Genomic DNA, 25099 nt, shown 5'->3' with positions numbered 1-25099 from the left:
CATGATCTCGCGTGCCGAACGGACGGTGGTGGGCGAATGGTGGTGGACCATTGATCGCCTGCTGCTTGGCGCCCTCGCCGCGCTGATGATCATCGGCATCGTGCTGGCGCTGGCCGCCAGCCCGCCGGTCGCCGCGCGGCTCGGCATCGCCGATCCGTTCCACTTCGTGAACCGGCAGGTGATGTTCCTGGTGCCGGCGCTCATCGTGCTGCTGGGCACCTCGTTCCTCTCCCCGCGCAACATCCGGCGCGTGTCGCTGGTGCTGTTCTTCCTCTTTCTCGGCCTCGTCTGCGCCACGCTGGTCATCGGTCCGGAGGTCAAGGGCGCGCGGCGCTGGCTGAATGTTGCCAGCATCACCGTGCAGCCTTCGGAATTCCTCAAGCCGAGCTTCGTCATCATCGCCGCCTGGCTGTTCTCCGAAAGCGTGCGGCGCCCGGAAATGCCCGGTCAGTTCCTCGCCATCGGCCTGCTCGGCATCGTGGTGACGCCGCTGGTGATGCAGCCCGACTTCGGTCAGACCATGCTGGTCTCGCTGGTGTGGGGCGGCCTGTTCTTCCTGGCGGGACTGCGGATGATCTGGGTGATCGGCCTTGGCGGCGTCGGCGCCTTTGGCCTTTTCGTCGCCTACACGCTGGTGCCGCATGTGACCAAGCGCATCGACCGCTTCCTCGACCCGGAATCGGGCGACACCTACCAGATCGACATCGCCACCGACAGTTTCCTCAATGGCGGCTGGCTCGGCCAGGGGCCGGGTGAGGGCACCTACAAGAAGATCCTCCCGGACGGGCATACGGACTTCATCTTCGCGGTCGCCGGCGAGGAATTCGGCGCCATTCTCTGCATGATGATCGCGGGGCTCTTTGCCTTCATCGTGCTGCGCTCGCTGACGCGGGCGATGAATGACGAGGACCCCTTCGTGCGCTTCGCCATTGCCGGGCTCACCATGCTGTTCGGCCTGCAGTCCTGCATCAACATGATGGTCAATCTCCACATGATGCCGGCCAAGGGCATGACGCTGCCCTTCGTCTCCTATGGCGGTTCCTCGCTGCTGTCGCTAGCCTATGGCATGGGTATGCTGCTGGCGCTCACCCGCCGCCGCCCGCGCACGGCGACGCTGGCAGAACTGGAACGGCTGGGCACCCGGCTCGGCAGCACAGCGGTACGCCCGGCATGAACGATTCCATCCGCACGCCCCGTGCCCCGCGCCCGGTAATGACTCGCAAGCCGCTGGTATTGCTGGCGGCCGGCGGCACGGGCGGGCATCTCTTCCCGGCCGAGGCGCTGGCCGACGCGCTGACCGCCTATGGTCTCGACGTGGACCTGGCGACGGACGAGCGCGCGGCGCGCTATGCCGATGTGTTCCCCGCCCGCAAGCTCCATGTGCTGCCGGCCGACACGGTGCGCGGGCGCTCGCCCATTGCTTTGGCGCGCACGGCGCTTGCCCTGGCGCGCGGGGTGCTCAAGGGCTACCAGCTCATGCAGGAGCTGAAGCCTGCGGTGGTGGTCGGCTTCGGCGGCTATCCGACCGTGCCGCCTTTGCTCGCCGCGCGCTTCGCCGGCCGCCCGACCATCATCCACGAGGCCAATGCGGTGCTGGGCCGGGCCAATGCCATGCTCGCGCCGCGCGTGACGGCCATCGCCACCGGCTATCCGGAGATCTTCAGCACGAAGCCCGAACTTGCCGCCAAGGCCCGGCACACCGGAAATCCGGTGCGCCCCGCCGTCATCGACGCGGCGGCTCCCTATGAGGCACCGCTGGAGAACGGCCCGTTCGATCTCCTGGTCTTTGGCGGCAGCCAGGGCGCGCGGGTGATGAGCGACGTCGTTCCCCACGCCATCGCCCAGCTTCCTCCGGTGCTGCGCGACCGGGTGCGCATCACCCAGCAGGCGCGGGCGGAGGATAGTGGCTTCGTGCGCGAGATCTACGCCAAGACCGGCGTGCGGGCGGAGATCGCTCCGTTCTTCCGCGATCTGCCGGCGCGGATGAGCAACGCGCATCTGGTCATTGCCCGCGCTGGCGCCTCGACCATTGCCGAGCTCTGCGTGATCGGCCGGCCCTCCATTCTCGTGCCGCTGCCCGGCGCGATTGATCAGGACCAGCTCGCCAACGCCACCGCGCTCACCAAGGGGGGCGGGGCTGTGCTGGCGCGCCAGAGCGGCTTCACCCCCGACACGCTCGCCGAATTGCTGATCTCGCTGATGCGTGCCCCGGCACAGCTCGCCGCCATGGCCCAGCGGGCACAGGTCATGGGTCGGGCGGACGCGACGGCGCGACTGGCGGATCTGGTCATCCGGACCGCCGGCCTGAAGGTTTGACGGCGTGGCCGGGCGGTCCGCCATCGTCGGGATGACGCGGCCGGTCGCCTCGTCTATTCCTGCCCGCCTTGACGTAGCGCCCGCGCCCCAGGTTGTGGCGGGCCGAAGGAAGATCGCATGAAGCTCCCGCTCTCACTCGGCCCCATCCATTTCGTCGGCATCGGCGGCATCGGCATGAGCGGCATCGCCGAGGTGCTGCACAATCTCGGCTACACCGTCCAGGGCTCGGACGTGGCCGAGAGCGCCAATGTGAAGCGCCTGACCGAGAAGGGCATCAAGGTGCTGATCGGCCATGCGGCCGGCAATATCGAGGGGGCGGAGGTGCTCGTCGTCTCCTCCGCCATCAAGCGCGACAATCCCGAGCTGGTCGCCGCCCGCGCCAAGCGCCTGCCGGTGGTGCGCCGCGCGGAGATGCTGGCCGAGCTGATGCGGCTGAAGAGCTGCGTCGCCATTGCCGGCACCCATGGCAAGACCACCACGACCTCGCTGGTCGCCACCCTGCTCGACGCGGGCGGCTTCGATCCCACCGTCATCAATGGCGGCATCATCAACGCCTACGGCACCAATGCGCGGCTGGGGGATGGTGACTGGATGGTGGTGGAGGCCGATGAGAGCGACGGGACGTTCCTGAAGCTGCCGGTCGAGGTGGCCATCGTCACCAATATCGACCCCGAGCATCTCGACCACTTCAAGACCTTCGAGGCGGTGCAGGCGGCGTTCCGCAGCTTCATCGACAACCTGCCCTTCTACGGCTTCGCGGTGATGTGCACCGATCATCCGGTGGTGCAGGATCTCGTCGGCCATGTCGAGGACCGCCGCGTCATCACCTATGGCGAAAATCCTCAAGCGGATGCGCGACTTGTCGATCTCGACCTGCGCGGCGGCGTGTGCCGCTTCGCCGTGATCTTCCGCGACCGCACCGGCCACACCGTGCATGAGCTGCGCGACCTCGTGCTGCCCATGCCCGGCCGGCACAATGCGCTCAACGCCACCGCCGCCATCGCCGTGGCCCGCGAGCTGGGCGCGAGCGACGCGCAGATCCGCACCGCGCTGGCCGGCTTTGGCGGGGTGAAGCGGCGCTTCACGCGGACCGGTGAGGTGGACGGTGTGTCCATCTTCGACGATTACGGCCACCACCCGGTCGAGATCGCCGCCGTGCTGCGCGCCGCCCGCGCCTCGACGGAAGGGCAGGTCATCGCCATCGTCCAGCCCCACCGCTACACGCGGCTGCAATCGCTGTTCGACCAGTTCGCCACCTGCTTCAACGACGCCAACCACGTCATCGTCGCCGATGTCTATGCGGCGGGCGAGGCGCCGATCCCCGGCATCGACCGCGATCACCTCGTCGAGGCGCTGCGCGCGCGCGGCCATCGCTCGGTGACCGCGCTGAGTGGCCCCGACGCGCTGGCGGGGATCGTGAAGGGCCTGGCGAAGCCCGGTGACTATGTGGTCTGCCTCGGCGCCGGCAACATCACCCAATGGGCCTATGCGCTGCCGGGCCAGCTTGAGGCGGGGCCGGCTAAGTGAGCTTCCCCGACATCACCGCCGACCTCTCCGCCCGCCTGCCCGAGCTGCGCGGGCGGCTGATCGCCAATCAGCCGCTGGCGGAGCTGATCTGGTTCCGCGTCGGCGGCCCGGCGCAAATCCTGTTCACCCCGGCGGACGAGGCCGATCTCGCTTATTTCCTCGCGAATCTCCCCGCCGACATCCCCGTCACCGTGATCGGCCTCGGCTCGAACCTCATCGTGCGCGATGGCGGCGTGGCCGGCGTGATCATCCGGCTCGGGCGCGGCTTCAACGAGATCACCGTCGAGGACGGCCACCGCGTGCGGGCGGGCACGGCGGTGCCGGATGTGAAGCTCGCCCGCGCCGCCGCTGATGCCGGCATTGACGGGCTCGCCTTCTACCGGGGCATTCCCGGCGGTCTGGGCGGGGCGCTGCGCATGAATGCCGGCGCCCATGGTGGTGAGACCAAGGATTGCCTCATCGAGGCGCGGGCGGTTGACCGTGCCGGCAAGGTCCATGTGCTCGCCAATGCCGATTTCGGCTTCAGCTACCGCCATTCCGGCGCGCCGGCGGATTTCATCTTCACCAGCGCGCTCTATCAGGGCCGCCCCGGTGATCCCGCGACGATCCTCGCCGAGATGGACCGGATCACGCAGGCGCGCGAGGCCTCCCAGCCGATTCGCGAGAAGACCGGCGGGTCGACCTTCAAGAACCCGCCGGGCCACAAGGCCTGGCAACTCGTCGATGCCGCCGGCTGTCGGGGCTTGCGCGTCGGCGGGGCCGAGGTCTCGCAGATGCACTGCAATTTCCTGATCAACACCGGCGGGGCCACCGCCGCCGACATTGAAGGCCTCGGCGAGGAAGTGCGCCAGCGCGTGAAGGCCCAGTCCGGCATCGAGCTGGAGTGGGAGATCAAGCGCATCGGCGTTCCGGCCTGACTGACGCCCCAGACTGACGCCTTACCGGCGCGAGGAGAAGACCATGTCCAAGCACGTCGCCGTCCTTCTGGGCGGCTGGTCGGCGGAGCGCGAGGTGTCGCTGCGCTCGGGTGAGGCCTGCGCCAAGGCCGCCGAGAGCGTCGGCTACCGCGTCTCGCGCGTCGATGTCGGGCGCGACATCGCGCAGGTGCTGACCGAGCTGAAGCCGGACGTGGTGCTTAACGCCCTGCACGGCCCGTTCGGCGAGGACGGTACCATTCAGGGCATGCTGGAGATCCTCGGCATCCCCTACACCCATTCCGGCGTGCTCGCCTCGGCGCTGGCCATGGACAAGGCGCAGGCCAAGATCGTGCTGGCCGCCCATGGCGTGCCCGTGCCGCATGGGCGCTTGGTCACCCGCGCGGAGGCCGCGAAGGCCCATGTGCTGCCGCGCCCCTATGTGCTGAAGCCGGTGCGGGAGGGCTCCTCGGTCGGCGTCTTCATCGTTAACGAAGATCAGGAATTCCCGCCGCAGGAACTGAATCGGCCCGACTGGCCGCATGGCGAACTGCTTCTGGCCGAATCTTACATCCCCGGATTGGAGCTCACCTGCGCCGTTATGGGCGGTGAGCCGCTCGATGTGATCGAAATTCAATCCGCCGTAAGGTTCTATGATTACGAAGCAAAATACGCTCCGGGCGGATCCGTTCACATTCTTCCGGCCCGGATTTTACCGAAAATTTACCAAAAGGTACGGATGCTAGCGGCTAGGGCGCATGAGGCGCTCGGCTGTCGGGGCATTAGCAGGGCTGATTTCCGCTACGACGACCGGACCGGGGACGAATCCGGTTTGTTCTGTCTGGAGGTTAACACCCAACCCGGAATGACCGAGACCTCTCTCGTGCCCGAACTGGCAGCCCATGCGGGCCATTCGTTCGGTGAGCTTGTACGATGGATGGTGGAGGACGCTTCGCTCGACCGCTGACCCCCAGGCAGATGCCTGCCGGGGCCGGACGGACCAGCGCGGCCAAGGTTGAGACGAGGCGAAACGGCAGTGATGGCCGGGCTTTCGCACGTCCCGCCACGTCCGGCGCCGCCGATCGGGGCCGGGTGCGAATCATCGACCGCACGATCATCGGCGGGCGCCGCTTCTTCGTCGGGCTGTCCGCCTCGCGGGCTCTGAGCTGCGGCGCCGGCACCTGGCTGGTGGCGCTGCTCTTCGCCGCGACCGGCGCCTATGGCCTCCAGCAGGGCGGGCACATGCCGGTAGCGGTCGAGACCGCCCGCGACATGGCTGATTCGGCCGCCAACCTCGCCGGCTTCCGAATCGCCAATGTGAATCTCTCCGGCCAGAATCACGTCACCCCCGGCGACATCCTCGCCACGGCCGGCGTGAAGCCGACCTCCTCGCTGCTGTTCCTCGACGCCGAGGGCGCGCGGATGCGGCTTGAGGAACTCGCCTGGATCAAGCGCGCCACGGTGCAGAAGCTCTATCCCGACCGGCTGGACATCCAGGTGGTCGAGCGCGAGGGCTTCGCGCTCTGGCAGAAGGACGGCAAGATCAACGTCATCGCCCGCGACGGCACCGTCATCGCCCCCTATTCCGACGACGCCCGCTATATCCGCCTGCCCATCGTGGTCGGCGACGGCGCGGAAAAGCACGTCACCGAGATCGTCGAGGCGCTCAGCCTCGTGCCGGGCGTGCGGGACCAGGTGCGTGCGGCCATCCGCGTCGCCGACCGGCGCTGGACGCTGAAGATGCGCAGCGGCATCGACGTGCGCCTGCCGGAAAAGGACATCGCCACCGCCTTGCAGGAACTCGCCGTGCTCGACCGCGACAAGCAACTGCTCAGCCGCGACATCACCATCATCGATCTGCGCCTGCCCGACCGTGTGTCGGTGCGTCTGTCCGATGCCGCCTATGAGGCGCGTCAGGCGGAGCTGAAGGCGCAGGCGAAGGCCAAGAAGGGCGGCAACACGTGAGACCCCGGGCTCCGTTCGAGATCGCTCCCAAGATGCGCCCCCTCGCGCCGCGCCGCAGCGGCGTGGTGGGCGTGCTGGAAATCGGCACCTCCAAGATCGTCTGCATGATTGCCCGGCTGAAGCCGCGCGATGCCACGACGAGCCTGCGCCGGCGCACCCATTCGGTGGATGTGCTCGGCATCGGCCATACCTCGTCGCATGGCATCAAGGGCGGCGCGGTGATCGACATGGAGCGCGCCGAGCACGCCATTCGCCGCGCGGTCGACGCCGCCGAGCGCATGGCCGGCGCGCAGATCGCCTCCGTCGTCGTCTCCATGGCCGGCGGGCGCCTCGCCTCCGAGCACTTCGCCGCCGAGGTCGACCTTCCCGAGCCGGCGGTCGCCGAGGGCGATATTCGCCGCGTGCTCGACGCCGCCTCCACCTTCGCCGTCGGCGAGGGCCGGACCATCCTGCACGCGCTGCCGGTCGGCTATGCCATCGACGGCGTGTCCGGCATTGGCGAGCCGCGCGGCATGCTCGGCCGGCGCCTCGGTGTCGATCTGCATGTCGTCACCGCCGAAGCGGCGGCGGTCCGCAACCTGCTCCTGTGCATCGAGCGCTGCCATCTCGGCGTCGAGGCCATGGTTGCCGCCCCCTATGCGGCGGCGCTGGCCACGCTCGCCGATGACGAGACCGAACTCGGCGTGACGCTGATCGATTTCGGCGCCGGCACCACCACCGTCGCCGTGGTCGAGAACGGCCATTGCGTCCATGTGGACGGCGTGGCGGTGGGCGGCCAGCACGTCACCAACGACGTCGCGCGCGGCCTTTCCACCCGCCTTGCCGATGCCGAGCGCCTGAAGAGCCTGCATGGCGGCGTCACCGTCGTCGGCGCGGATGATCGTGAGATGCTCACCGTCCCGCCGATCGCCGACGACCATCACGACCTGCCGCGCGCCATTCCGAAGTCGCGCCTGCTCAAGATCATCCGCCCGCGTGTGGAAGAGATCACCGAGCTGGTGCGCGACCGCCTCGTCACCTCCGGCCACGCCGCCGGCGCCGGGCGCCGCATCGTGCTCACGGGCGGCGCGGCGCAGCTCACCGGCCTTGCCGACATGGTGGCCGGCGTGATGGGCGGGCAGGTGCGCATCGGTCGCCCGCTCGGTATTTCGCGCCTGCCGGAGGCCGCGCGTGGCGCGCCCTTCGCGGTCGCCACCGGACTTCTCGTCTATCCGCAGGTTGCGGGGCTCGAGCATTTCGAGGCCCGCCGCCGCCGGCTCTCCCACGGGGAATCGGACGGGTACTTCTCGCGCGTCGGCCATTGGCTTCGGGAGGCCTTCTGACGTGCTTCATCATATCCGCGCCGGCGGAACCGGCACCACTGAGATCGAGACGGGATTCGAGCCCGCCGGCGTTTGGGGACAACAGCCATGACCATCAATCTGCAGGTACCTGACATCCGCGAACTGCGTCCCCGCATCACCGTGTTCGGCGTCGGTGGCGCCGGCGGCAACGCTGTCAACAACATGATCACGGCCGGCCTGTCGGGTGTCGACTTCGTCGTCGCCAACACCGATGCGCAGGCGCTCACCCTCTCCAAGGCCGAGCGCATCGTGCAGATGGGCGTGGCGGTCACCGAGGGCCTCGGCGCCGGCTCGCAGCCGGAAGTTGGCCGCGCGGCGGCGGAAGAGGCGCTGGACGAGATCCGCGATCACCTCGCGGGCGCCCACATGGTCTTCATCACCGCCGGCATGGGCGGTGGCACGGGCACGGGCGCGGCACCGGTCATCGCCCGCGCGGCGCGCGAGCTCGGCATCCTCACCGTCGGCGTGGTGACCAAGCCCTTCCATTTCGAGGGCCAGCGCCGCATGCGCATCGGCGAGATGGGCATCAACGAGCTGCAGAAGGGCGTCGACACCCTCATCGTCATCCCGAACCAGAACCTGTTCCGGGTGGCCAATGAGAAGACCACCTTCGCCGACGCCTTCGCGATGGCCGACCAGGTGCTCTATTCGGGCGTTGCCTGCATCACCGACCTGATGGTCAAGGAAGGCCTGATCAACCTCGACTTCGCCGACGTTCGCGCCGTGATGCGCGAGATGGGCAAGGCGATGATGGGCACTGGCGAGGCCTCCGGCGAGAAGCGCGCCTTGCACGCGGCCGAGGCGGCGATCGCCAACCCGCTGCTGGACGAAGTGTCGATGCGCGGCGCCCGTGGCCTGCTGATCTCGATCACCGGCGGCAAGGATCTCACCCTGTTCGAGGTGGACGAGGCGGCGACCCGCATCCGCGAGGAAGTCGACCCGGACGCCAACATCATCCTCGGCGCCACCTTCGACGAGACGCTGGAAGGCCTCATCCGCGTGTCGGTCGTGGCCACCGGGATCGACCCGGCGGTCATTCCCGAGCAGATCCCGCACAGCTTCGCCAACCTCTCGGATCTCGGCGGCCGCAAGGTCTCCAATGCCGGCCGCGCCGCCGTCGAGGCCCGCCGCGACGCCGCGCTGCGCTCGGTCGCGTCCGCGCTCACCGAGGACCACGCGGCCTATGCCGATCACAGCTACGAGCCGACCTTCGCGGCGTCCTCGGGCAGCGATCACGTCTATGGCGAGCCGGACTACGCCCAGCACGCCCCGGCGGCGATCGATGACGTGACCATTCGCCCGCTCGCGCCCAAGCCCCAGCTCTATGCCGAGCCGGAGCCCGAGCCGATGAACGACGCGGCTTATGAGCACGAGACACACGAGCCCTTCATCCCGCCGCAGGCGGAACGTCCGGAAATGCGCAGCCCGCGCATGCCGCGCGTGGAAGAGCTGCCCATGCCGGCGCAGAACCAGATCCGCGCCGCTCGTGGCGAGCCGACGGAGCATCACCACGCCGAGAAGAAGCGCATGACGCTGCTTCAGCGCCTCGCCAATGTCGGCCTCGGCCGCCATCAGGACGAGGAAGAGGTCGATCCGCCGGCCGAGATGCGCCCGATGGTCCGCCGCGCCCCGGCGCAGCCGGAGCCGCGCCCGCTCGCCGAGCGCCGCCCGGAAGCGTCCGAGTTCGCCAAGCGCCCGGCGGCTCGCCCGATGGACGCCCATGGCCGTCCGGCGGCGCGCGCCTCCGAGGATGATCACCTCGATATTCCGGCCTTCCTGCGCCGCCAGGGCTGAGCCGGCTTCCTGACTAACAGGGGCGGGTGACCGCCCCTGTTACACAGCCAATGACGCAATGCAGCGCCCGGGTTTGTAGCTCGGGCGCAATTCATTGATTGTAAACGAATATCTGATGTGCTGCAGGCGCGACGGGACGGTAACAGACGGTAAGCAAGCGTGATTTGGCACCCCCCGGGGGCGCCAGTATGTTGCCCACCAACGACAAGCCCTCGGCGTGGATTCGCAAAACGAGCCCCGGAACCGATGGCGGATTGAAGTTGGCACTGGGAATTGGGGGGAGCGGATGGCCTCTGGTGGTCCGCTCGCTGGGTCTGGAATGAACGCTGTACGGCAAACAACCATCGGCGACGTGGTCACGCTTTCGGGCGTGGGCGTGCATTCCGGCAAGGAAGCGCGGTTGAGCTTGGCTCCCGCTCCGGCCGATACCGGCATCCTCTTTCACCGCACCGATTCGTCCCAGTCCGTTCGCGCCTCCCGTCAGGCCGTTCGCGGCAGCGATCTGGCGACCGTGCTGCGCGATGAGAATGGCCCCGCCGTCTCCACCGTCGAGCACCTGCTCGCCTGCTTCGCCGGCCTCGGCATCGACAATGCCCATGTCGAGATCGACGGGCCTGAAGTGCCGATCCTGGACGGAAGTGCGGGCGAATTCGTGGCAGCCATCGACGATGTGGGTGTTGTCGAGATCGCCGCGCCCCGCCGCTATCTGCGCGTGCTGAAAACCATCCGCGTCGAGACCGAGACCGGCTTCGGCGAGCTTTCCCCCTATGATGCGGGCTTCCGGCTCGAGGTCGAGATTGACTTCGCCCACGCTGCCATTGGCCGCCAGCGTTACGCCGCCACCCTGTCGCCGGACGTGTTCCGTAAGGAGCTAGCCGCCGCCCGCACCTTCGGCTTCGTCGCCGATGTGGAGCGCCTCTGGCAGGCCGGCTACGCGCTCGGCGCCTCGCTCGACAACACGATCTGCCTCGACACGAATGGCGTGCTGAACACCACCGGCCTGCGCTTTGCGGACGAGTTCGTCCGCCACAAGGCGATGGACGCGGTGGGTGATCTTGCCATTAGCGGCCTGCCCCTGATGGCCCGCTTCCGCTCCTACAAGGGCGGCCACAAGCTGAACTTCGCCGTGGTCGATGCCCTGCTGTCCGACCGTTCGGCCTATGAGATCGTCGAAGCCAAGCTGCCGGCCCGCCGCAGCGTGCGTGGCAATGTCGGTCTCGTCGATGTGGCGGTGCCGGCCTACGCGCCGGAGCTGTGAGCCGGTCCGCGCGACTTTTAGTCGTTCCTCACGCGGTCATCCTGCAATCTGCGGCGACCGGCAGGGCACTCGCCATAATCCGGACGGAAAGCGGCTATAGCGCACATCTGCGCCCTGCCGGCAGGCGACCAGATTGGGATCGAGAGTTGTGATGCGTCTTCTCAGCCACGTCCGTTCCGGCGGGCCCGCCGCAAACGCCGCCCGCCCGGCAACGGCGCGTTCCGCGCTTTTCGCGGTGCGCCTCGTGGGGCTGGTGCTGGTGGGCGCCTCGCTCGGCGGCTGCGCCGGCCTGTTCGACACCAACAAGGAAGAGACGGTCTACCCGGATGTGCCGGCCGAGCAGCGCTATAACGAGGCGCTGACGCTGATGCAGAAGGAAGACTATGCCGAGGCGATCAAGCGCTTCGAGGATGTCGACCGCCAGCATCCCTATTCCGACTGGGCCCGCAAGGCGATGCTGATGATCGCCTACATCAACTACACGATGGGCCAGTATGACGAGTGCATCGGCGTCGCCAAGCGCTACCTGACGCTGCACCCCGGCTCGGCCGATGCCGCCTATGCGCAGTATCTGGTCGCCTCGTCCTATTTCGACCAGATCCCGGACATTTCCCGCGACCAGCAGCGCACCGAGCGCGCCATGGATGCGCTCGACGAGATCGTGCGGAAATATCCCGACAGCGAATACGCCGTCGCCGCCAAGAAGAAGCTCGAGGTCGCGCGCGACCAGCTCGCCGGCAAGGAGATGATGGTCGGGCGCTATTATCTCGAGCAGCGCAACTATGCCGGCGCGATCAACCGCTTCAAGGTGGTCGTCACCCGCTACCAGACCACGCGCCATGTCGAGGAAGCCCTGTACCGCCTGACCGAGGCCTATATGGCGCTCGGCGTGGTGAGCGAGGCGCAGACCTCGGCCGCCGTGCTCGGCTATAATTTCCCGGACAGCTCCTGGTACAAGGACGCTTACAAGCTGGTTCAGTCGCGCGGCGTGAGCCCGCAGCTCAACCAGAATTCCTGGATCACCAAGGCCTTCAAGGGTCTCGGGCTGGGCTGACAATCACCGGCGGGGCGCTCGGTGTCTCCGCGGATTGTCGCGAACAGAAGAAGAACAGATGCGGACGGCGCGCGGACCTGCTAGAAGGCAGAGCCGACCCCGTCCCTCGCGCGGATTCGTTCTGGAGCGTCACGCATGCTGGCCGCCCTGTCGATCAGGGATATCGTCCTCATCGAGCGGCTCGACCTGAGTTTCCAGCCGGGCCTCACCGTCCTCACCGGCGAGACCGGGGCGGGCAAATCCATTCTGCTGGATGCCTTTACGCTCGCCCTTGGCGGGCGCGGCGACGGCTCGCTGGTGCGCCAGGGCGCCGCGCAGGGGCAGGTGACCGCCGAATTCGACCTGCCGCCCGATCATCCCGTGCGCGCCGTTCTGGCCGAGGCGGGGATCGATGATGACGGCGCGCTGGTGTTGCGGCGCGTGCAGCATGGCGACGGGCGCACACGCGCTTTCGTCAACGACCAGTCGGTGAGCGCGCAGATGCTGCGCCAGCTCGGCCGGCGGCTTGTCGAGATCCACGGCCAGCATGACGACCGCGCTTTGGTCGATCCCGCCTCGCACCGCCAGCTGCTCGACGCTTTTGGCGGGTTGACCGGCCTCGCGGAAGAGGTCAGCGGCCTCTGGCGTGCCTGGCGCGCGGCGCGGCGTGAGGCGGAGGGGGAGAAGGCGCGGCTCGAGGAGGCGGCCAAGGAGGCCGACTATATCCGCCATTCGCTCGACGAACTCACGACGCTGGGGGTGGAGTTCGGCGAGGAGGAGCAGCTTTCCAAGCGCCGCTCGGAGATGATGCGCTTCGAGAAGATCGCGACCGACCTTGCCGATGCGCAGGACGCGGTGGGGGGCGCGAACTCGCCGGTCCCCGCCCTCGCGGCGGCGGTGCGGCGGCTGGAGCGGCGGGCGGGCGAGGTCGAATCGCTGGTGCGTCCGGCGGTCGAGGCGATCGACGCGGCGCTTAACGCCTTGGAAATGGCCAACTTTCATCTCGAAGCGGCGCTGCGGGAGGCGGATTTCGATCCGCGCGAGCTGGAGCGGATCGAGGAGCGGCTCTTCGCGCTGCGCGCCGCCGCGCGCAAATTCGCCTGCACGGCCGATGATCTGCCGAACGTCGCCACGCGTTTCGCCGATCAGCTCGACGCGCTCGATCATGGCGCGCAACGCCTTGAGGCGCTTGAGAAAACCGCCGCGCAGGCGGAAGTCGCCTATCGCGCCAGCGCCCGCGACCTTTCCGCCCGCCGGCAGCTGGCGGCCGCCGCGCTGGACGAGGCGGTGAACGCCGAGCTGCCGCCGCTGAAGCTGGAACGCGCCCGTTTCATCACGGAGTGTCAGGCCGATGAGGTGGACGGTCAGGCCGATGGGTACGACCGGATCGAGTTCTGGGTGCAGACCAATCCGGGCACGCGGGCCGGCCCGATGATGAAGGTCGCCTCGGGCGGCGAGCTCGCCCGCTTCCTGCTCGCGCTCAAGGTGGTGCTGGCCGACAAGGGCTCGGCGCCGACGCTGGTGTTCGACGAGATCGACACAGGGGTGGGCGGCGCGGTGGCCGATGCCATCGGCGCGCGGCTTGCCCGGCTCGGCGGGCGGGTGCAGGTGGTCGCCGTCACCCATGCTCCGCAGGTCGCCGCGCGCGCCGGCAATCATTTCCGCATCGCCAAGGAAATGGTGGCCGAGCATGACCGGGTGGCGACCCATGTCGCCCCGCTCGCCCCCGCGCACCGCCGCGAAGAAATCGCCCGCATGCTCTCCGGCGCCGAGGTCACGGCCGAGGCGCGGGCGGCGGCGGACCGGCTGCTCTCCACCGCCGAATCCGCTAGAAACCCGGCATGACCACGGATGACACGCTCCCCCCCGTCGCGACGCTGACCGCCGAGGCGGCGGCCAAGGAACATGCCCGGCTTGGCGAGGAGATCGCCGGCCATGACCGGCGCTATTATCAGGACGACGCCCCCACCGTCTCCGACGCTGAGTATGACGGCCTGCGCCGGCGCTATGAGGCGATCGAGGCGCAGTTTCCCGAGCTGAGGGGCATCGACAGCCTCTCGGAGAAGGTCGGCGCCGCGCCGTCCGCGAAATTCGCCAAGGTGCGCCACCGCGTGCCCATGCTCTCGCTCGGCAATGCCTTCGCCGATGAGGAGGTGGAGGAATTCGTCGCCCGCATCCGCCGCTTCCTCGGCCTCCCGGTGGACGAGCCGATTGCCATCACCGCCGAGCCGAAGATCGACGGCCTGTCCTGTTCGCTGCGCTATGAGAAGGGCGTTTTCGTGCAGGCCGCGACGCGCGGCGACGGCTTCGAGGGCGAGGACGTCACGGCCAACGTGCGCACCATCGGCGAGATCCCGGAGCGCCTGTCGGGCGCCGACGTGCCGGATATCTTCGAGGTGCGCGGCGAGGTCTATATGGGCCATGCCGAATTCGCGGCGCTGAATGCGCGGCAGGAGGCGGCGGGCAAGCCGCTCTTCGCCAATCCGCGCAACGCGGCGGCCGGGAGCCTGCGCCAGCTCGACCCGGCGATCACCAAGAGCCGCCCGCTGAAATTCTTCGCCTATGCCTGGGGCGAGGTCAGCGACGGGGGCCTTCCGGCGCAGACGCAGTTCGGGGTGATCGAGGCCTTTGCCCGCTGGGGCCTGCCGACAAATCCGCTCACCGTGCTCTGCCAGTCCGCCGAGGAACTGCTCGCCCATTACCGCCGCATCGGCGAGGGGCGGGCGAGCCTCGGCTATGACATTGACGGCGTGGTCTACAAGGTGGACAGCCTCGCGCTGCAGCAGCGGCTCGGCTTTGTCTCGCGCAGCCCACGCTGGGCCATCGCCCATAAATTTCCCGCTGAAAAGGCGGTCACAAAGCTCGAGCGCATCGAGATCCAGGTCGGGCGCACCGGCGCGCTGACCCCGGTGGCCAAGCTCACGCCGATCACCGTTGGCGGCGTCGTGGTGGCGAATGCCTCGCTGCACAATGAGGACTATATTCGCGGCATTGGCGGCAAGGGCGAGCCGATCCGTGGCGGCGTCGATATTCGCGAGGGCGACTGGGTGACGATCCAGCGCGCCGGCGACGTGATCCCGCAAGTGGTGGACGTGGTGCTGGAGCGCCGTCCCGCCGACGCCAGGCCCTATGCCTTCCCGACCCTGTGCCCGGCGTGCGGGTCGCACGCCGTGCGCGAGGAGGGCGAGGCAGTGCGCCGCTGCACCGGCGGCCTCATCTGCCCGGCGCAGGCGGTGGAGCGCATCCGCCATTTCGTCGCCCGCGACGCCTTCGATATTGAAGGGCTGGGCGAGAAGCAGGTGCAGGCCTTTTATGACTGGGGCATGGTCGCGCAGCCGGCGGATATCTTCACGCTGGAGGCCCGCGACGCCCGCTCGCTGACGCGGCTGAAGAATCGCGACGGCTGGGGCGAGACCTCGACCAAGAACCTGTTCGCCGCGATCGAGACCCGCCGGCGCGTGCCGGTGAACCGCTTCCTCTACGCGCTCGGCATCCGCCATGTCGGCGAGACCAATGCCAAGCGGCTGATGCGGCATTTCGCGACCATTGAGGCGCTGCGCGAGACGGCGCTCGCCGCCCACATGCCCGGCGCGGAGCACCCCAAGGGCAATGAGGCGTGGGCCGAGATTGTCGGCATCGAGGGCATCGGCGCGGTGGTGGCCGAGGCGGTGGTGGATTTCTTCCAGGAGCCGAACAACCAGGCGGCACTCGCCGCCCTGCTGGCGGAAGTGACGCCCGAGCCGATGGAGGCGGTGGCGGCGGCCAGCTCGGTCGCCGGCAAGACGGTCGTGTTCACCGGGGCGCTGGAGAAGATGACGCGCGACGAGGCCAAGGCCATGGCCGAGCGGCTGGGGGCGAAGGTCGCCGGCTCTGTGTCGAAGAAGACCGATTACGTGGTGGCCGGCGCCGATGCGGGTTCCAAACTCGCCAAGGCACGCGATCTCGGCGTCGCCGTGATTACCGAAGACGAGTGGCTCGCGCTGGCCGGCGCGGGCTGACGGCGCCCTTTCCCGGCCGCAACGCTTTCTGGAAGGCTCTTATGAGCACAACCGCGCTTCTCATCATCGACCTGCAGAACGACTATTTCCCCGGTGGCCGGTTCCCGCTGGTCGGCACGGAAGAAGCGGCGGCGAAGGCCGGGGATCTTCTCGCCGCCGCCCGCGCGGCCGGCGCGCCTGTGGTGCATGTGCGCCATGAAATGACGGGCGATGAGGCGCCGTTCTTCGAGCGCGGCACGAAGGGGGCGGAGATCCATGCGAGCCTCACGCCATTGGGGGGCGAGCCGGTGGTGGTGAAGGAGGCGGTCAACGCCTTCCTCAACACCGATCTCGACGCGCTGCTGAAGGGCCGGGAAGTGGGTTCGCTCGTCATCGTCGGCGCGATGAGCCATATGTGCGTCGATGCGGCGACGCGGGCGGCGCTCGATCTCGGCTATGAGGTGACGCTGGCCCATGACGCGACCGCGACGCTCGACCTGTCCTTCGGCGGCAAGGATGTGCCGGCGGCTTCAGTACAGACGGCGTTGATGGCGGCGCTGGAATTTGCCGGCGCGAACGTGGTGCCGGCCAATGTGGCGGCGGAAGCGCTCACGGGCTGAACGGTTCTGGCCTGAACTGTCCTGAGCTGAACTGTTCTTGGCTGAACCGGCCGGGCAAAAAAAGGCCGCCGCGGGGGGAGCGCGACGGCCTTTAGCTGATGGCACGCGACGGTCAGATGCGGCCGGTCAGCATCATTACGATAAGGATCACCAGAAGAATGGTGACGATACCGCTCGGGCCATAGCCCCAGCTGCGGCTGTAGCCCCAGCTCGGCAGTGCACCGACAAGTATCAGAACAAGAATAATGATCAGGATCGTGGTCATGCCAGCCTCTCCGTCTGCCCCAGCACATTGGTCGCAGGAGTAACGCCGGCATGAGATGATGGTTCCATTGAACCATCCTCGGATGAACATTTGTTGTCAGTTGCACGAGACGCGGGAGACGCGGCACGGGGCGGGGCGCCCGGAACGGGGTCTCCGCGCGGGGGCTCAGCGCAGGGCGCTTAGAGTCGGGCGGTAGGCCCGGCGGTCAGAGCGGGGCGGTGGCGGCGTCCAGCCAGGCGCGGGTCGGGCCATCGACCAGCGGGCCGATCTCGGCGCGGACGCGGGCGTGATAGGCATCGAGCCAGGCCCGCTCCTCGCCGGTGAGCAGCGCGAGGTCGAGCACGCGCCGGTCGAACGGGGCGAGCGTCAGCGTCTCGAAGGCGAACAGCTTGCGCTCGGCGCCTTCCGGCGGGTTCGCCTCGCGGATGATTTCCAGATTTTCCAGCCGCACCCCGAAGGCGCCGGTCTTGTAGTAGCCGGGCTCGTTGGAGAGCACCATGCCCGCCGCCAGCGGCACCGTGCCGACCTTGGAAATGCGCGCCGGCCCTTCATGCACGGAGAGATAGGCGCCGACGCCATGGCCGGTGCCGTGGTCGAAATCGAGGCCGGCGCTCCACAGGAACTGCCGGGCGAAGGGGTCGAGCTGCGCGCCGGAGGTGCCGACCGGAAAGACCGCGCGGGCAATGGCGATATGGCCCTTCAGCACGCGGGTGAAGCGGTCGCGCATCTCCGGGCTCGGCGTGCCCACCGCGACGGTGCGGGTCACGTCGGTGGTGCCGTCCTCATATTGCGCGCCGGAATCGATGAGGAAGAGTTCATCCATGCCGATGCGCCGGTTGGTCGCCTCGGTGACGCGGTAATGCGGCAGCGCGGCGTTGGGGCCGGCGCCGGCAATGGTGGGGAAGCTTACGTCCTTCAGCGCGCCGGTCTCGCGGCGGAAGGTCTCCAGCGCCGCCACCGCGTCGATCTCGGTGAGGTGGCCCTTGGGGGCCTCCTGGTCGAACCAGCACAGGAAGCGGGCCAGCACCGCGCCGTCGCGCTTATGGGCGGCGCGCATGCCGGCGAGTTCGGCCGCGTTCTTCGCCGCCTGCATCAGCGCGACCGGGCTTGCGCCGGAGGAGACGGTGCCGCCCGCCGCCTCGATGCGCGCGGCGAGGAGCGCCGGGGCGGTCGCCTGGTCGAGCCGGATCACCGCGCCGCCGGCGGCGATGAGCTCGACGCCCTTTTCGAGCAGCGCCGGTTCAAGGATCTCCGCCACGCCCGCCAGCGCGTCGCGCACCGTGTTGGAGAGCTTGCGCCCGTCGATGAACAAAGAGGGGCGCCCCTCGCGCGGCACGATCGCCCAGGCGAGCGGCAGCGGGGTGAAGGACACGTCGGCGCCGCGGATGTTGAAGGTCCAGGCCACCGCGTGCGGGTCGGAGAGCACGAGGGCGTCGAGCTTCTGCTCAGCGAGGGCGGCGCGGATGCGGGCGAGCTTGCCCTCGGTCGTCTCGCCGGCGAGGGCCGGATCGCGCAGGGTGACGGCCCCGAGCGGGGCGGCCGGCCGATCGGCCCAGACGGCGTCGACCGGGTTGGAATCGACCGCGACCAGCGTCGCCCCGGCATTCGTCGCGGCGCGGCGCAGCTTGTCCAGACCGTCCACGGTGATCAGCCAGGGGTCGTAGCCGAGATGCGCGCCGGCGGCGAGGTTCTGCTCCAGCCAGCGCTCGGGCGTGGTCTCCGCCAGCGGCACGACGGTGAAGGAGGCGGTGTCGATCTGCTGTGCCGCCTGCAGCGTGTAGCGCCCGTCCACCACCAGCGCCGCCGCCTCGCGCAGCACCAGCGCGACACCGGCAGAGCCGGTGAAGCCGGTCAGCCAGGCGAGGCGCTCGTCGCAGGGCGGGACATATTCGTTCTGGTGCGCATCGGCGCGGGGAATGAGGAAGCCGTCGAGCCCGCGCCGTTCCAGCTCCGCCCGCAAAAGACGCAGGCGCTCCGTGCCGAGGCTCGGCGCGGCGGGGGCGGCGAAGGATTGCAGGCGGGCTTCATACATGATCGGCACTCTTCTGGACGGCACGCTTCTGGCGCTACGTGGCAGGCGAGGGACAGGGGTCAGTGACGGGAGGCGATGCCGCGGCCGGCGTCAAGCAGCGACTTGGCGCCGAAGGCGACGAACAGCACGCCGGTGACGCGGGTGATGATCCGCCCGTGGCGCTGGAACATGCGGCGCACCGGGGCAAGGCCGGCGGCCCAGATGAGGATGATGTCGGCGAGGATGAAGCCGACCAGCGCCGCCGCCAGCAATTGCGGCGCCGCGTCCCAGGTGAGGCCCGAGGCATAGCTCGCGGTCAGCGCGGTGAACATCGACACCGAAACCGGGTAGGCCTTCGGGTTGGTGAGGCCGAACAATATGCCGGTCATCAGCGGCCGGCGCGCGCCCACCGCGCCGTCGCCGCCCTCCCGCGCGCGGATCGCCTTGATGCCGAGATAGCAGAGGTAAAGCCCGCAGCCGATGCCGAGCAGGTCGAACAGGGTCGGCCCGAGCTGGTTAACACCGATGATGGCGGCGAGCGCGAGCGCCGACCAGAACAGGTCACCCACCAGATGGCCGCCGACAAAGCGCGCTCCCGCCGGGCGGCCATGCGCCGCCGCCAGCGAGAACAGCGCGAGGAAAGCAGGGCCGGGCATAAGCACGTATAAGGCGCCCGCGAGCGCGGTCATCAGGTAAAGGCCATAGGACATTGGGCAAGACCTTCGGGGACGACCGCTTGGGGAGGGCCGCTGGACGGATGGCGAGGTTTGCACCAGCATCAGGGGCAACGCGGGCGGCGTCAATCGCCGCGGCAGCAGAGGGGGATGCCGGTCATGGGATGATCCGGCCGGTGACGGTGCCGCGCAGCTCCGGAACGGCCTTGTGGCGCGTGCTGGGGCTGGCGCTCGCTTGGCTGGCGCTGCTCCCGCTGGGCCCGGCCCCAAGCCAGGCGCAGGCGCCGACGACCGCCGCGGCAGAGGTGCAGGCCGAGGCGCAGACCCCGCCGCCACTGCGGGTGGGCGCGACGCTGCTCAACATGCCCTGGGAATTCTACAATGCCGCTGGCGACATCATCGGCTTCGAGGCCGATCTCGTGCGGGCCATTGGCGACCAGCTCGGCCGACCGGTCGAGATCACCAACCTGCGTTTCGGGGAGCTGTTCGGGGCGGTGCAGGAGGGGCGGGTCGATATCGCCATCTCCTCGCTCAGCATCACGCCCGAGCGCCTGAAAGGCTTCGACTTCACCCAGCCCTACTACCGCACCACCCAGGCCGTGGCGGTCATGCGCCGCTCGCCGATCCGCTCCCTGGGCGATCTGAAGGACCGCAGGGTCAGCGTCATCGCGCAGACCACCAGCGATCAGTGGGTGAGCGCGAACCGCGCGCAGTACCGCATCGGCGACGTCCGCCATGTGCGCACGCTGGATGAAGGGCTCGCCGCGCTCAGCCGCCGCGAGGTCGATGCCCATATCGGCGACATGCCGGCGCTGCTCTACCGCCTGCTCGGGCGCAACGATCTCGCCGTGGTGGCGCGGCTCGGCACGGAAGAGAGCTATGGCCTGATGCTCGCCAAGGGCTCACCGCTCACCGAGCCGGTGAACGCCATCGTGTCCCGGCTGAAGATGGACGGCACGCTGGCGCGCATCCACCAGACCTGGTTCGGCAGCCCGCCGGAGCCCGGCTCGCCGGTGACGCAAGTTCTCCCCCGGCCCTAAAGGTGCTGCCCCGGCCCTGAGCGTGCCGTCGCCTGCGGAAAAAGCGGTGCAGAACCGCCAATTCGTCGCCGCCCTCGCCAAACGGGCATGGCGATGCCATTTTGTTCTTTCAATCTGTTCTTCCAAGAATCAAAAACCAATAATCAAACCATGACTGCGAGCGGGCCCTTGGCCGACCCCCGGAACCAGCCGCCGGACGATGATGCGTTCGATATTCCCTTCGACCTGCCGGCGCGTGTGGAGGCTCCCGCGCCGAAGCCGGGCGGCATTGCCGCGCGGGCATCGGCGCTGGCCAATCCCGGCCGGCCGGCGGCCAGCGGCGTCTATCTCGACGGGCTGAACCCCGAGCAGCGCGCCGCCGTGGAGGCGACGGAAGGCCCGGTGCTCGTGCTCGCCGGCGCCGGCACCGGCAAGACCCGCGTGCTCACCACCCGCATCGCCCACATCCTCTCGCTCGGCCGGGCCTGGCCCTCGCAGATCCTCGCCGTGACCTTCACCAACAAGGCCGCGCGCGAGATGAAGGAGCGCATCGGTGCCATGGTCGGCGAGCAGGTGGAGGGCATGCCGTGGCTCGGCACCTTCCACTCCATCGGTGTGCGCATGCTGCGCCGGCATTCGGAACTGGTGGGGCTGCGCTCCGGCTTCACCATTCTCGATACGGATGACCAGATCCGGCTGCTGAAGCAGTTGCTTCAGGCCGAGGCGATCGACGAGAAGCGCTGGCCGGCGCGTTTGCTCGCCAACACCATCGACGGCTGGAAGAATCGCGGCCTCTCGCCCGATCAAGTTTCGGCCGGCGAGGGTGCGGCCTTCGCCAATGGGCGCGGGCAGAAGCTCTATGCCGCCTATCAGGCGCGGCTGAAGGCGTTGAACGCGGTCGATTTCGGCGATCTGCTCTTGGAGAGCATCCGCCTGCTGCGCGAGAATCCGGACGTGCTGGCGGAGTACCACAAGCGCTTCCGCTACATCCTCGTCGACGAGTATCAGGACACCAACGTCGCGCAATATCTCTGGCTGCGCCTGCTGGCGCAGGGCTCGCGCAATGTCTGCTGCGTCGGTGACGACGACCAGTCGATCTATGGCTGGCGCGGCGCCGAGGTGGACAACATCCTGCGCTTCGAGAGCGATTTTCCCGGCGCCACCGTGGTGCGGCTGGAGCGCAATTACCGCTCCGACGGCCATATCCTCGGCGCCGCCGGCCACCTCATCGCCCATAATGAGGGCCGGCTCGGCAAGACGCTGTTCTCGGAAGGCCAGTCCGGCGAGAAGGTGACGGTGACGGGCGCCTGGGACAGCCAGGAAGAAGCCCGCGCCATTGGCGAGGAGATCGAGCAGCTCCAGCGCCAGGGCCATCCGCTCAACCAGGTCGCCATTCTCGTGCGCGCCTCGTTCCAGATGCGAGAGTTCGAAGACCGTTTCGTCACGCTCGGGCTGAACTACCGCGTGATTGGCGGCCCGCGCTTTTATGAGCGGGCGGAAATCCGCGACGCGCTGGCCTATCTGCGCGTCATCGCCTCGCCCTCCGACGACCTCGCCTTCGAGCGCATCGTCAATGTGCCCAAGCGCGGGCTGGGCGACGCGGCGCTGCGGCAGATCCACGACCATGCCCGCGCCGCGCAATTGCCGCTGGTCGAGGCGGCGCGCGAGCTTGTCGGCAGCGAGGAGCTGAAGCCCAAGGTGCGGCTCACTTTGCGCGACCTCGTCGGCGCCTTCGACCGCTGGCGCGAGCAGATGGCCACCCTGCCGCAGCATGAACTCGCCGAGATCGTTCTGGATGAGAGCGGCTACACCGAGATGTGGCAGAAGGACCGCTCGGCGGACGCGGCGGGCCGGCTCGACAACCTCAAGGAACTGGTGCGTTCCATGGAGGCGTTCGAGAACCTCGTCGGCTTCCTTGAGCACATCTCGCTGGTGATGGACGCGGAAGGCGCCGCCGGGCAGGACGCCGTCAACATCATGACGCTGCATTCGGCCAAGGGGCTGGAATTCGACACCGTGTTCCTGCCGGGCTGGGAGGAGGGCGTGTTCCCCAACCAGCGCGCGCTCGACGAGCAGGGCCGCGCGGGGCTGGAGGAGGAACGCCGCCTCGCCTATGTCGGCCTCACCCGTGCCCGCAAGCGCGCCAAGGTGTTCTTCGCCTCGAACCGGCGCATCCATGGGCTCTGGCAGTCCAGCGTGCCCTCGCGCTTCCTCGACGAATTGTCGGAGAAGGATGTGGAGGTGACGGAATCGCGCGGTGGTTCCGGCTGGGGCGGCGGGCAGGGCCAGGGGCGCTATGGCTATGGCCCGAGCCGCTTCGACGAGGCGCAGAGCTTCGGCTCGTCCTACTCGACGCCCGGCTGGCAGCGCGCGCAGAACGCGCAGAACGCAGCGCGCACGGGTGGCGGTAGCTTTGGCGGCGGCAGCTTTGGTGGCGCTTCCGGCGGGTCGTCCGGCGGCTTTACCGGAGGGCGGGATACGGGCGGCGCCGACAACCGCCCCACACGCTTCGCCGCCTCCACCGCGGCGCGCGGCACGCGCATCATCGAGGGCGAGCTGATCGCCAAATCCACCGGCACGCCGGCCCGCTTCGGCCTCGGCGAACGCGTGTTCCACCAGAAGTTCGGCTATGGCGAAGTGGTCGCGGTGGAGGGCAACAAGCTCACCGTCCAGTTCGACAAGGCTGGCGAGAAGAAGGTGGTGGACAGCTTCGTGCAGGCGGCGTGAGCGGCGCAGGGCCGTCCGGCTCTGGCATTCCCCCGCGCCCTCGCTTACAGAGCGCCATCCAGCCCGCGACGCGAGGAGTGCCATGCTCGAAGGATTGCCGCCCAACGGGGCCTCGCATGTGATGCGGCTCGACGCGCCGGAAGAGGCGGCGCGGACAATCGCGGAATTTCTCGGCGAGAGCTTCGATCCGGCGGAGGTGGCGACCAGCGCCTTCGAGATCGAGAATGTCGCGGAAGGCTCGGGCTGGGCGGTCGAGGTCTATTTCGGCGAGGAGCCGGACGAGGCGATGGTGCGCGAGCTGATCGCCATCGTCGCGCCGGATCTGGCGGACAGCGCGGTGTTCTCCACGCTGGAGAAGAAGGACTGGGTGGCCGCCTCGCTGGAAGGGCTGGCGCCGGTCGCCATCGGCCGCTTCCTCGTCCATGGCTCGCATGACCGGCATGTGGTCGGGCCCAACCATATCGGCATCGAGATCGAGGCGGCGCTGGCCTTCGGCACCGGCCATCACGGCACCACCAAGGGGTGCCTCGCCGCCATCGACGCCTTCGGCAAGAAGCGCCGGCCGTTCCGCACGCTCGACGTCGGCACCGGCACGGGCGTGCTCGCCATGGCGGCGGCGCGGCTGTTCCACACACCGGTGCTGGCCAGCGACATCGACCGCGTCGCGGTGGCGACCGCGCGGGCCAATGCGCGCGCCAACCATGCCGGGCCGGAGATCACATTCCTGCACGCGCCGGGGCTCGGCGCGGGCGCCTTCAAGCGCGGCGGGCCCTATGATCTGATCCTCGCCAACATCCTGCTGGCGCCGCTCAAGCTGATTGCCCGTCCGCTGGCGAAGCTGCTGGCGCCCGGCGGGCGGGTGGTGCTGTCGGGGCTGCTGCCGTCCCACGCCAATGCGGCGCTCGCGGCCTATCGCGCGCAGGGGCTGCGCCTCGTGCGCAAGCGCACCATCGAGGGCTGGGTGACACTGGAACTCGCCGCCGATGCGGGGCGCCCCCGCCGCGGGTGAGGGCTCCGCTCAGGCGGCCTGAAGGTTCACGACAGCCGGATCGGCATGTTGATCGGGCGGCCGAGGCCGTCGGGCAGCGGCAGCGCGCCATGCGCCGCCCGCATCAGCGCGAGGCGCTCCAGGACTTCGTCCGGGAAGGGCGAGACGCGGCGGCTGCCGGGCTCGACATGCTGGGCGATCTGCTCGCAGGTCGCCGCCGTCCAGCCTTCGCCGGCATGGTGCAGCTCCTGGAACAGGTGCATCCGCTTCTCGTCATAATTGATCAGCCGCAGCGTGACGCGCACCTGATGGCCGACCTGCAGCGACCGCTCGAAACGCTGATGCGCCTCCACGGTGAAGAAGGAGGCCGGCGCCCGGCTGGTCAGATGCGGGCCGAGGCCCACGAGGAACACAGCCTCGTCCACCGCCTGCTCGAACAGCAGGGTGTAATAGGTTGAATGCAAATGCCCGTTGTGGTCCACCCAGCCCGGCTCGACCGTCATGACGGACGAGACGAACGGCGCGAAGAACACGGGCTCGAAGTCGATCCCGTCCAGCATGACACGACCCCCGAGAAGCGAGCGACTTCTGCGCTGCCTTATTGACAAGCATTGTGCCGCCTTTCAGAGCAGTCGTCACCTGTCCTGATGGCGATTGAATGACTGAAA

The 25099-nt window shown here is 68.7% G+C and carries 20 protein-coding genes; 16 read left to right on the top strand and 4 right to left on the bottom strand.

Annotated features, from left to right (window positions below):
* Nucleotide 1: 1 nt before the first annotated feature.
* The 13 genes from ftsW to AncyloWKF20_RS13265 all read left to right on the top strand — a co-directional run bounded on the left by ftsW (nt 2) and on the right by AncyloWKF20_RS13265 (nt 16747).
* Nucleotides 2-1174, top strand: a complete 1173-nt coding sequence (ftsW, locus tag AncyloWKF20_RS13325) for a putative lipid II flippase FtsW (RefSeq protein ID WP_267584964.1) — start codon at nt 2-4, stop codon at nt 1172-1174.
* The gene (murG, locus tag AncyloWKF20_RS13320) at nt 1171-2316 is read left to right on the top strand and encodes an undecaprenyldiphospho-muramoylpentapeptide beta-N-acetylglucosaminyltransferase (protein WP_279314513.1); all 1146 of its coding nucleotides are present in this window, start codon (nt 1171-1173) and stop codon (nt 2314-2316) included. The genes ftsW and murG overlap by 4 nt, the downstream gene beginning before the upstream one ends.
* A 117-nt stretch (nt 2317-2433) precedes the next feature.
* Nucleotides 2434-3843, top strand: a complete 1410-nt coding sequence (murC, locus tag AncyloWKF20_RS13315; RefSeq protein ID WP_279314512.1) for a UDP-N-acetylmuramate--L-alanine ligase — start codon at nt 2434-2436, stop codon at nt 3841-3843.
* Entirely contained in the window at nt 3840-4760 is a 921-nt protein-coding gene (gene murB / locus AncyloWKF20_RS13310) for a UDP-N-acetylmuramate dehydrogenase (RefSeq protein WP_279314511.1), read from the top strand. The genes murC and murB overlap by 4 nt, the downstream gene beginning before the upstream one ends.
* Nucleotides 4761-4803: 43 nt before the next feature.
* On the top strand, nt 4804-5724 hold the full coding sequence (locus AncyloWKF20_RS13305; RefSeq protein WP_279314510.1) for a D-alanine--D-alanine ligase: 921 nt from the start codon (nt 4804-4806) through the stop codon (nt 5722-5724).
* A gap of 125 nt (nt 5725-5849) precedes the next feature.
* Complete coding sequence (locus AncyloWKF20_RS13300) at nt 5850-6722, top strand: cell division protein FtsQ/DivIB (protein WP_279314509.1); 873 nt, start codon at nt 5850-5852, stop codon at nt 6720-6722.
* A gap of 32 nt (nt 6723-6754) precedes the next feature.
* On the top strand, nt 6755-8044 hold the full coding sequence (gene ftsA, locus AncyloWKF20_RS13295) for a cell division protein FtsA (protein ID WP_279317970.1): 1290 nt from the start codon (nt 6755-6757) through the stop codon (nt 8042-8044).
* A gap of 87 nt (nt 8045-8131) precedes the next feature.
* Entirely contained in the window at nt 8132-9859 is a 1728-nt protein-coding gene (ftsZ, locus tag AncyloWKF20_RS13290) for a cell division protein FtsZ (RefSeq protein WP_279314508.1), read from the top strand.
* A gap of 319 nt (nt 9860-10178) precedes the next feature.
* Nucleotides 10179-11117, top strand: coding sequence for a UDP-3-O-acyl-N-acetylglucosamine deacetylase (gene lpxC, locus AncyloWKF20_RS13285; protein WP_279314507.1), 939 nt, complete (start codon nt 10179-10181; stop codon nt 11115-11117).
* A 235-nt stretch (nt 11118-11352) separates the two neighbouring features.
* A complete protein-coding gene (locus AncyloWKF20_RS13280; protein WP_279317969.1) occupies nt 11353-12171 on the top strand; it encodes an outer membrane protein assembly factor BamD in 819 nt (272 codons plus the stop codon).
* 135 nt (nt 12172-12306) lie between these two features.
* Nucleotides 12307-13995, top strand: a complete 1689-nt coding sequence (recN, locus tag AncyloWKF20_RS13275; protein WP_279314506.1) for a DNA repair protein RecN — start codon at nt 12307-12309, stop codon at nt 13993-13995.
* Nucleotides 13992-16148, top strand: coding sequence for an NAD-dependent DNA ligase LigA (ligA, locus tag AncyloWKF20_RS13270; protein ID WP_279314505.1), 2157 nt, complete (start codon nt 13992-13994; stop codon nt 16146-16148). Before recN ends, ligA begins: the two co-directional genes overlap by 4 nt.
* Before the next feature lie 41 nt (nt 16149-16189).
* On the top strand, nt 16190-16747 hold the full coding sequence (locus tag AncyloWKF20_RS13265; protein WP_279314504.1) for a cysteine hydrolase family protein: 558 nt from the start codon (nt 16190-16192) through the stop codon (nt 16745-16747).
* A 112-nt stretch (nt 16748-16859) separates the two neighbouring features.
* On the opposite strand, the gene AncyloWKF20_RS13260 is transcribed toward AncyloWKF20_RS13265, so the two are convergent.
* From AncyloWKF20_RS13260 to AncyloWKF20_RS13250, 3 genes are all read right to left on the bottom strand, one after another.
* Nucleotides 16860-17012, bottom strand: a complete 153-nt coding sequence (locus AncyloWKF20_RS13260; protein ID WP_267584976.1) for a DUF3309 domain-containing protein — start codon at nt 17010-17012, stop codon at nt 16860-16862.
* Nucleotides 17013-17217: 205 nt separating this feature from the next.
* Nucleotides 17218-19044 carry an aminopeptidase P family protein gene (locus AncyloWKF20_RS13255; protein WP_279314503.1) on the bottom strand — a complete coding sequence of 609 codons (1827 nt, stop codon included), beginning with the start codon at nt 19042-19044 and terminating at the stop codon, nt 17218-17220.
* Nucleotides 19045-19103: 59 nt separating this feature from the next.
* Nucleotides 19104-19679 carry a LysE family translocator gene (locus tag AncyloWKF20_RS13250; protein WP_279314502.1) on the bottom strand — a complete coding sequence of 192 codons (576 nt, stop codon included), beginning with the start codon at nt 19677-19679 and terminating at the stop codon, nt 19104-19106.
* 182 nt (nt 19680-19861) lie between these two features.
* On the opposite strand from AncyloWKF20_RS13250, the gene AncyloWKF20_RS13245 reads away from it, so the two are divergent.
* From AncyloWKF20_RS13245 to AncyloWKF20_RS13235, 3 genes are all read left to right on the top strand, one after another.
* The gene (locus AncyloWKF20_RS13245) at nt 19862-20737 is read left to right on the top strand and encodes an ABC transporter substrate-binding protein (RefSeq protein WP_279314501.1); all 876 of its coding nucleotides are present in this window, start codon (nt 19862-19864) and stop codon (nt 20735-20737) included.
* 168 nt (nt 20738-20905) lie between these two features.
* A complete protein-coding gene (locus AncyloWKF20_RS13240) occupies nt 20906-23443 on the top strand; it encodes a UvrD-helicase domain-containing protein (protein WP_279314500.1) in 2538 nt (845 codons plus the stop codon).
* An 82-nt stretch (nt 23444-23525) separates the two neighbouring features.
* Nucleotides 23526-24452, top strand: coding sequence for a 50S ribosomal protein L11 methyltransferase (locus AncyloWKF20_RS13235; protein WP_279314499.1), 927 nt, complete (start codon nt 23526-23528; stop codon nt 24450-24452).
* Between the two features lie 26 nt (nt 24453-24478).
* Here AncyloWKF20_RS13235 and AncyloWKF20_RS13230 read toward each other — a convergent pair whose 3' ends face one another.
* A complete protein-coding gene (locus AncyloWKF20_RS13230; RefSeq protein ID WP_267584984.1) occupies nt 24479-24991 on the bottom strand; it encodes a thioesterase family protein in 513 nt (170 codons plus the stop codon).
* Between the last annotated feature and the right edge of the window lie 108 nt (nt 24992-25099).

Origin of the sequence: Ancylobacter sp. WKF20, from assembly GCF_029760895.1 — a bacterium.
GTDB lineage: Bacteria > Pseudomonadota > Alphaproteobacteria > Rhizobiales > Xanthobacteraceae > Ancylobacter.
This window is presented reverse-complemented; position numbering and strand designations above follow the sequence as displayed.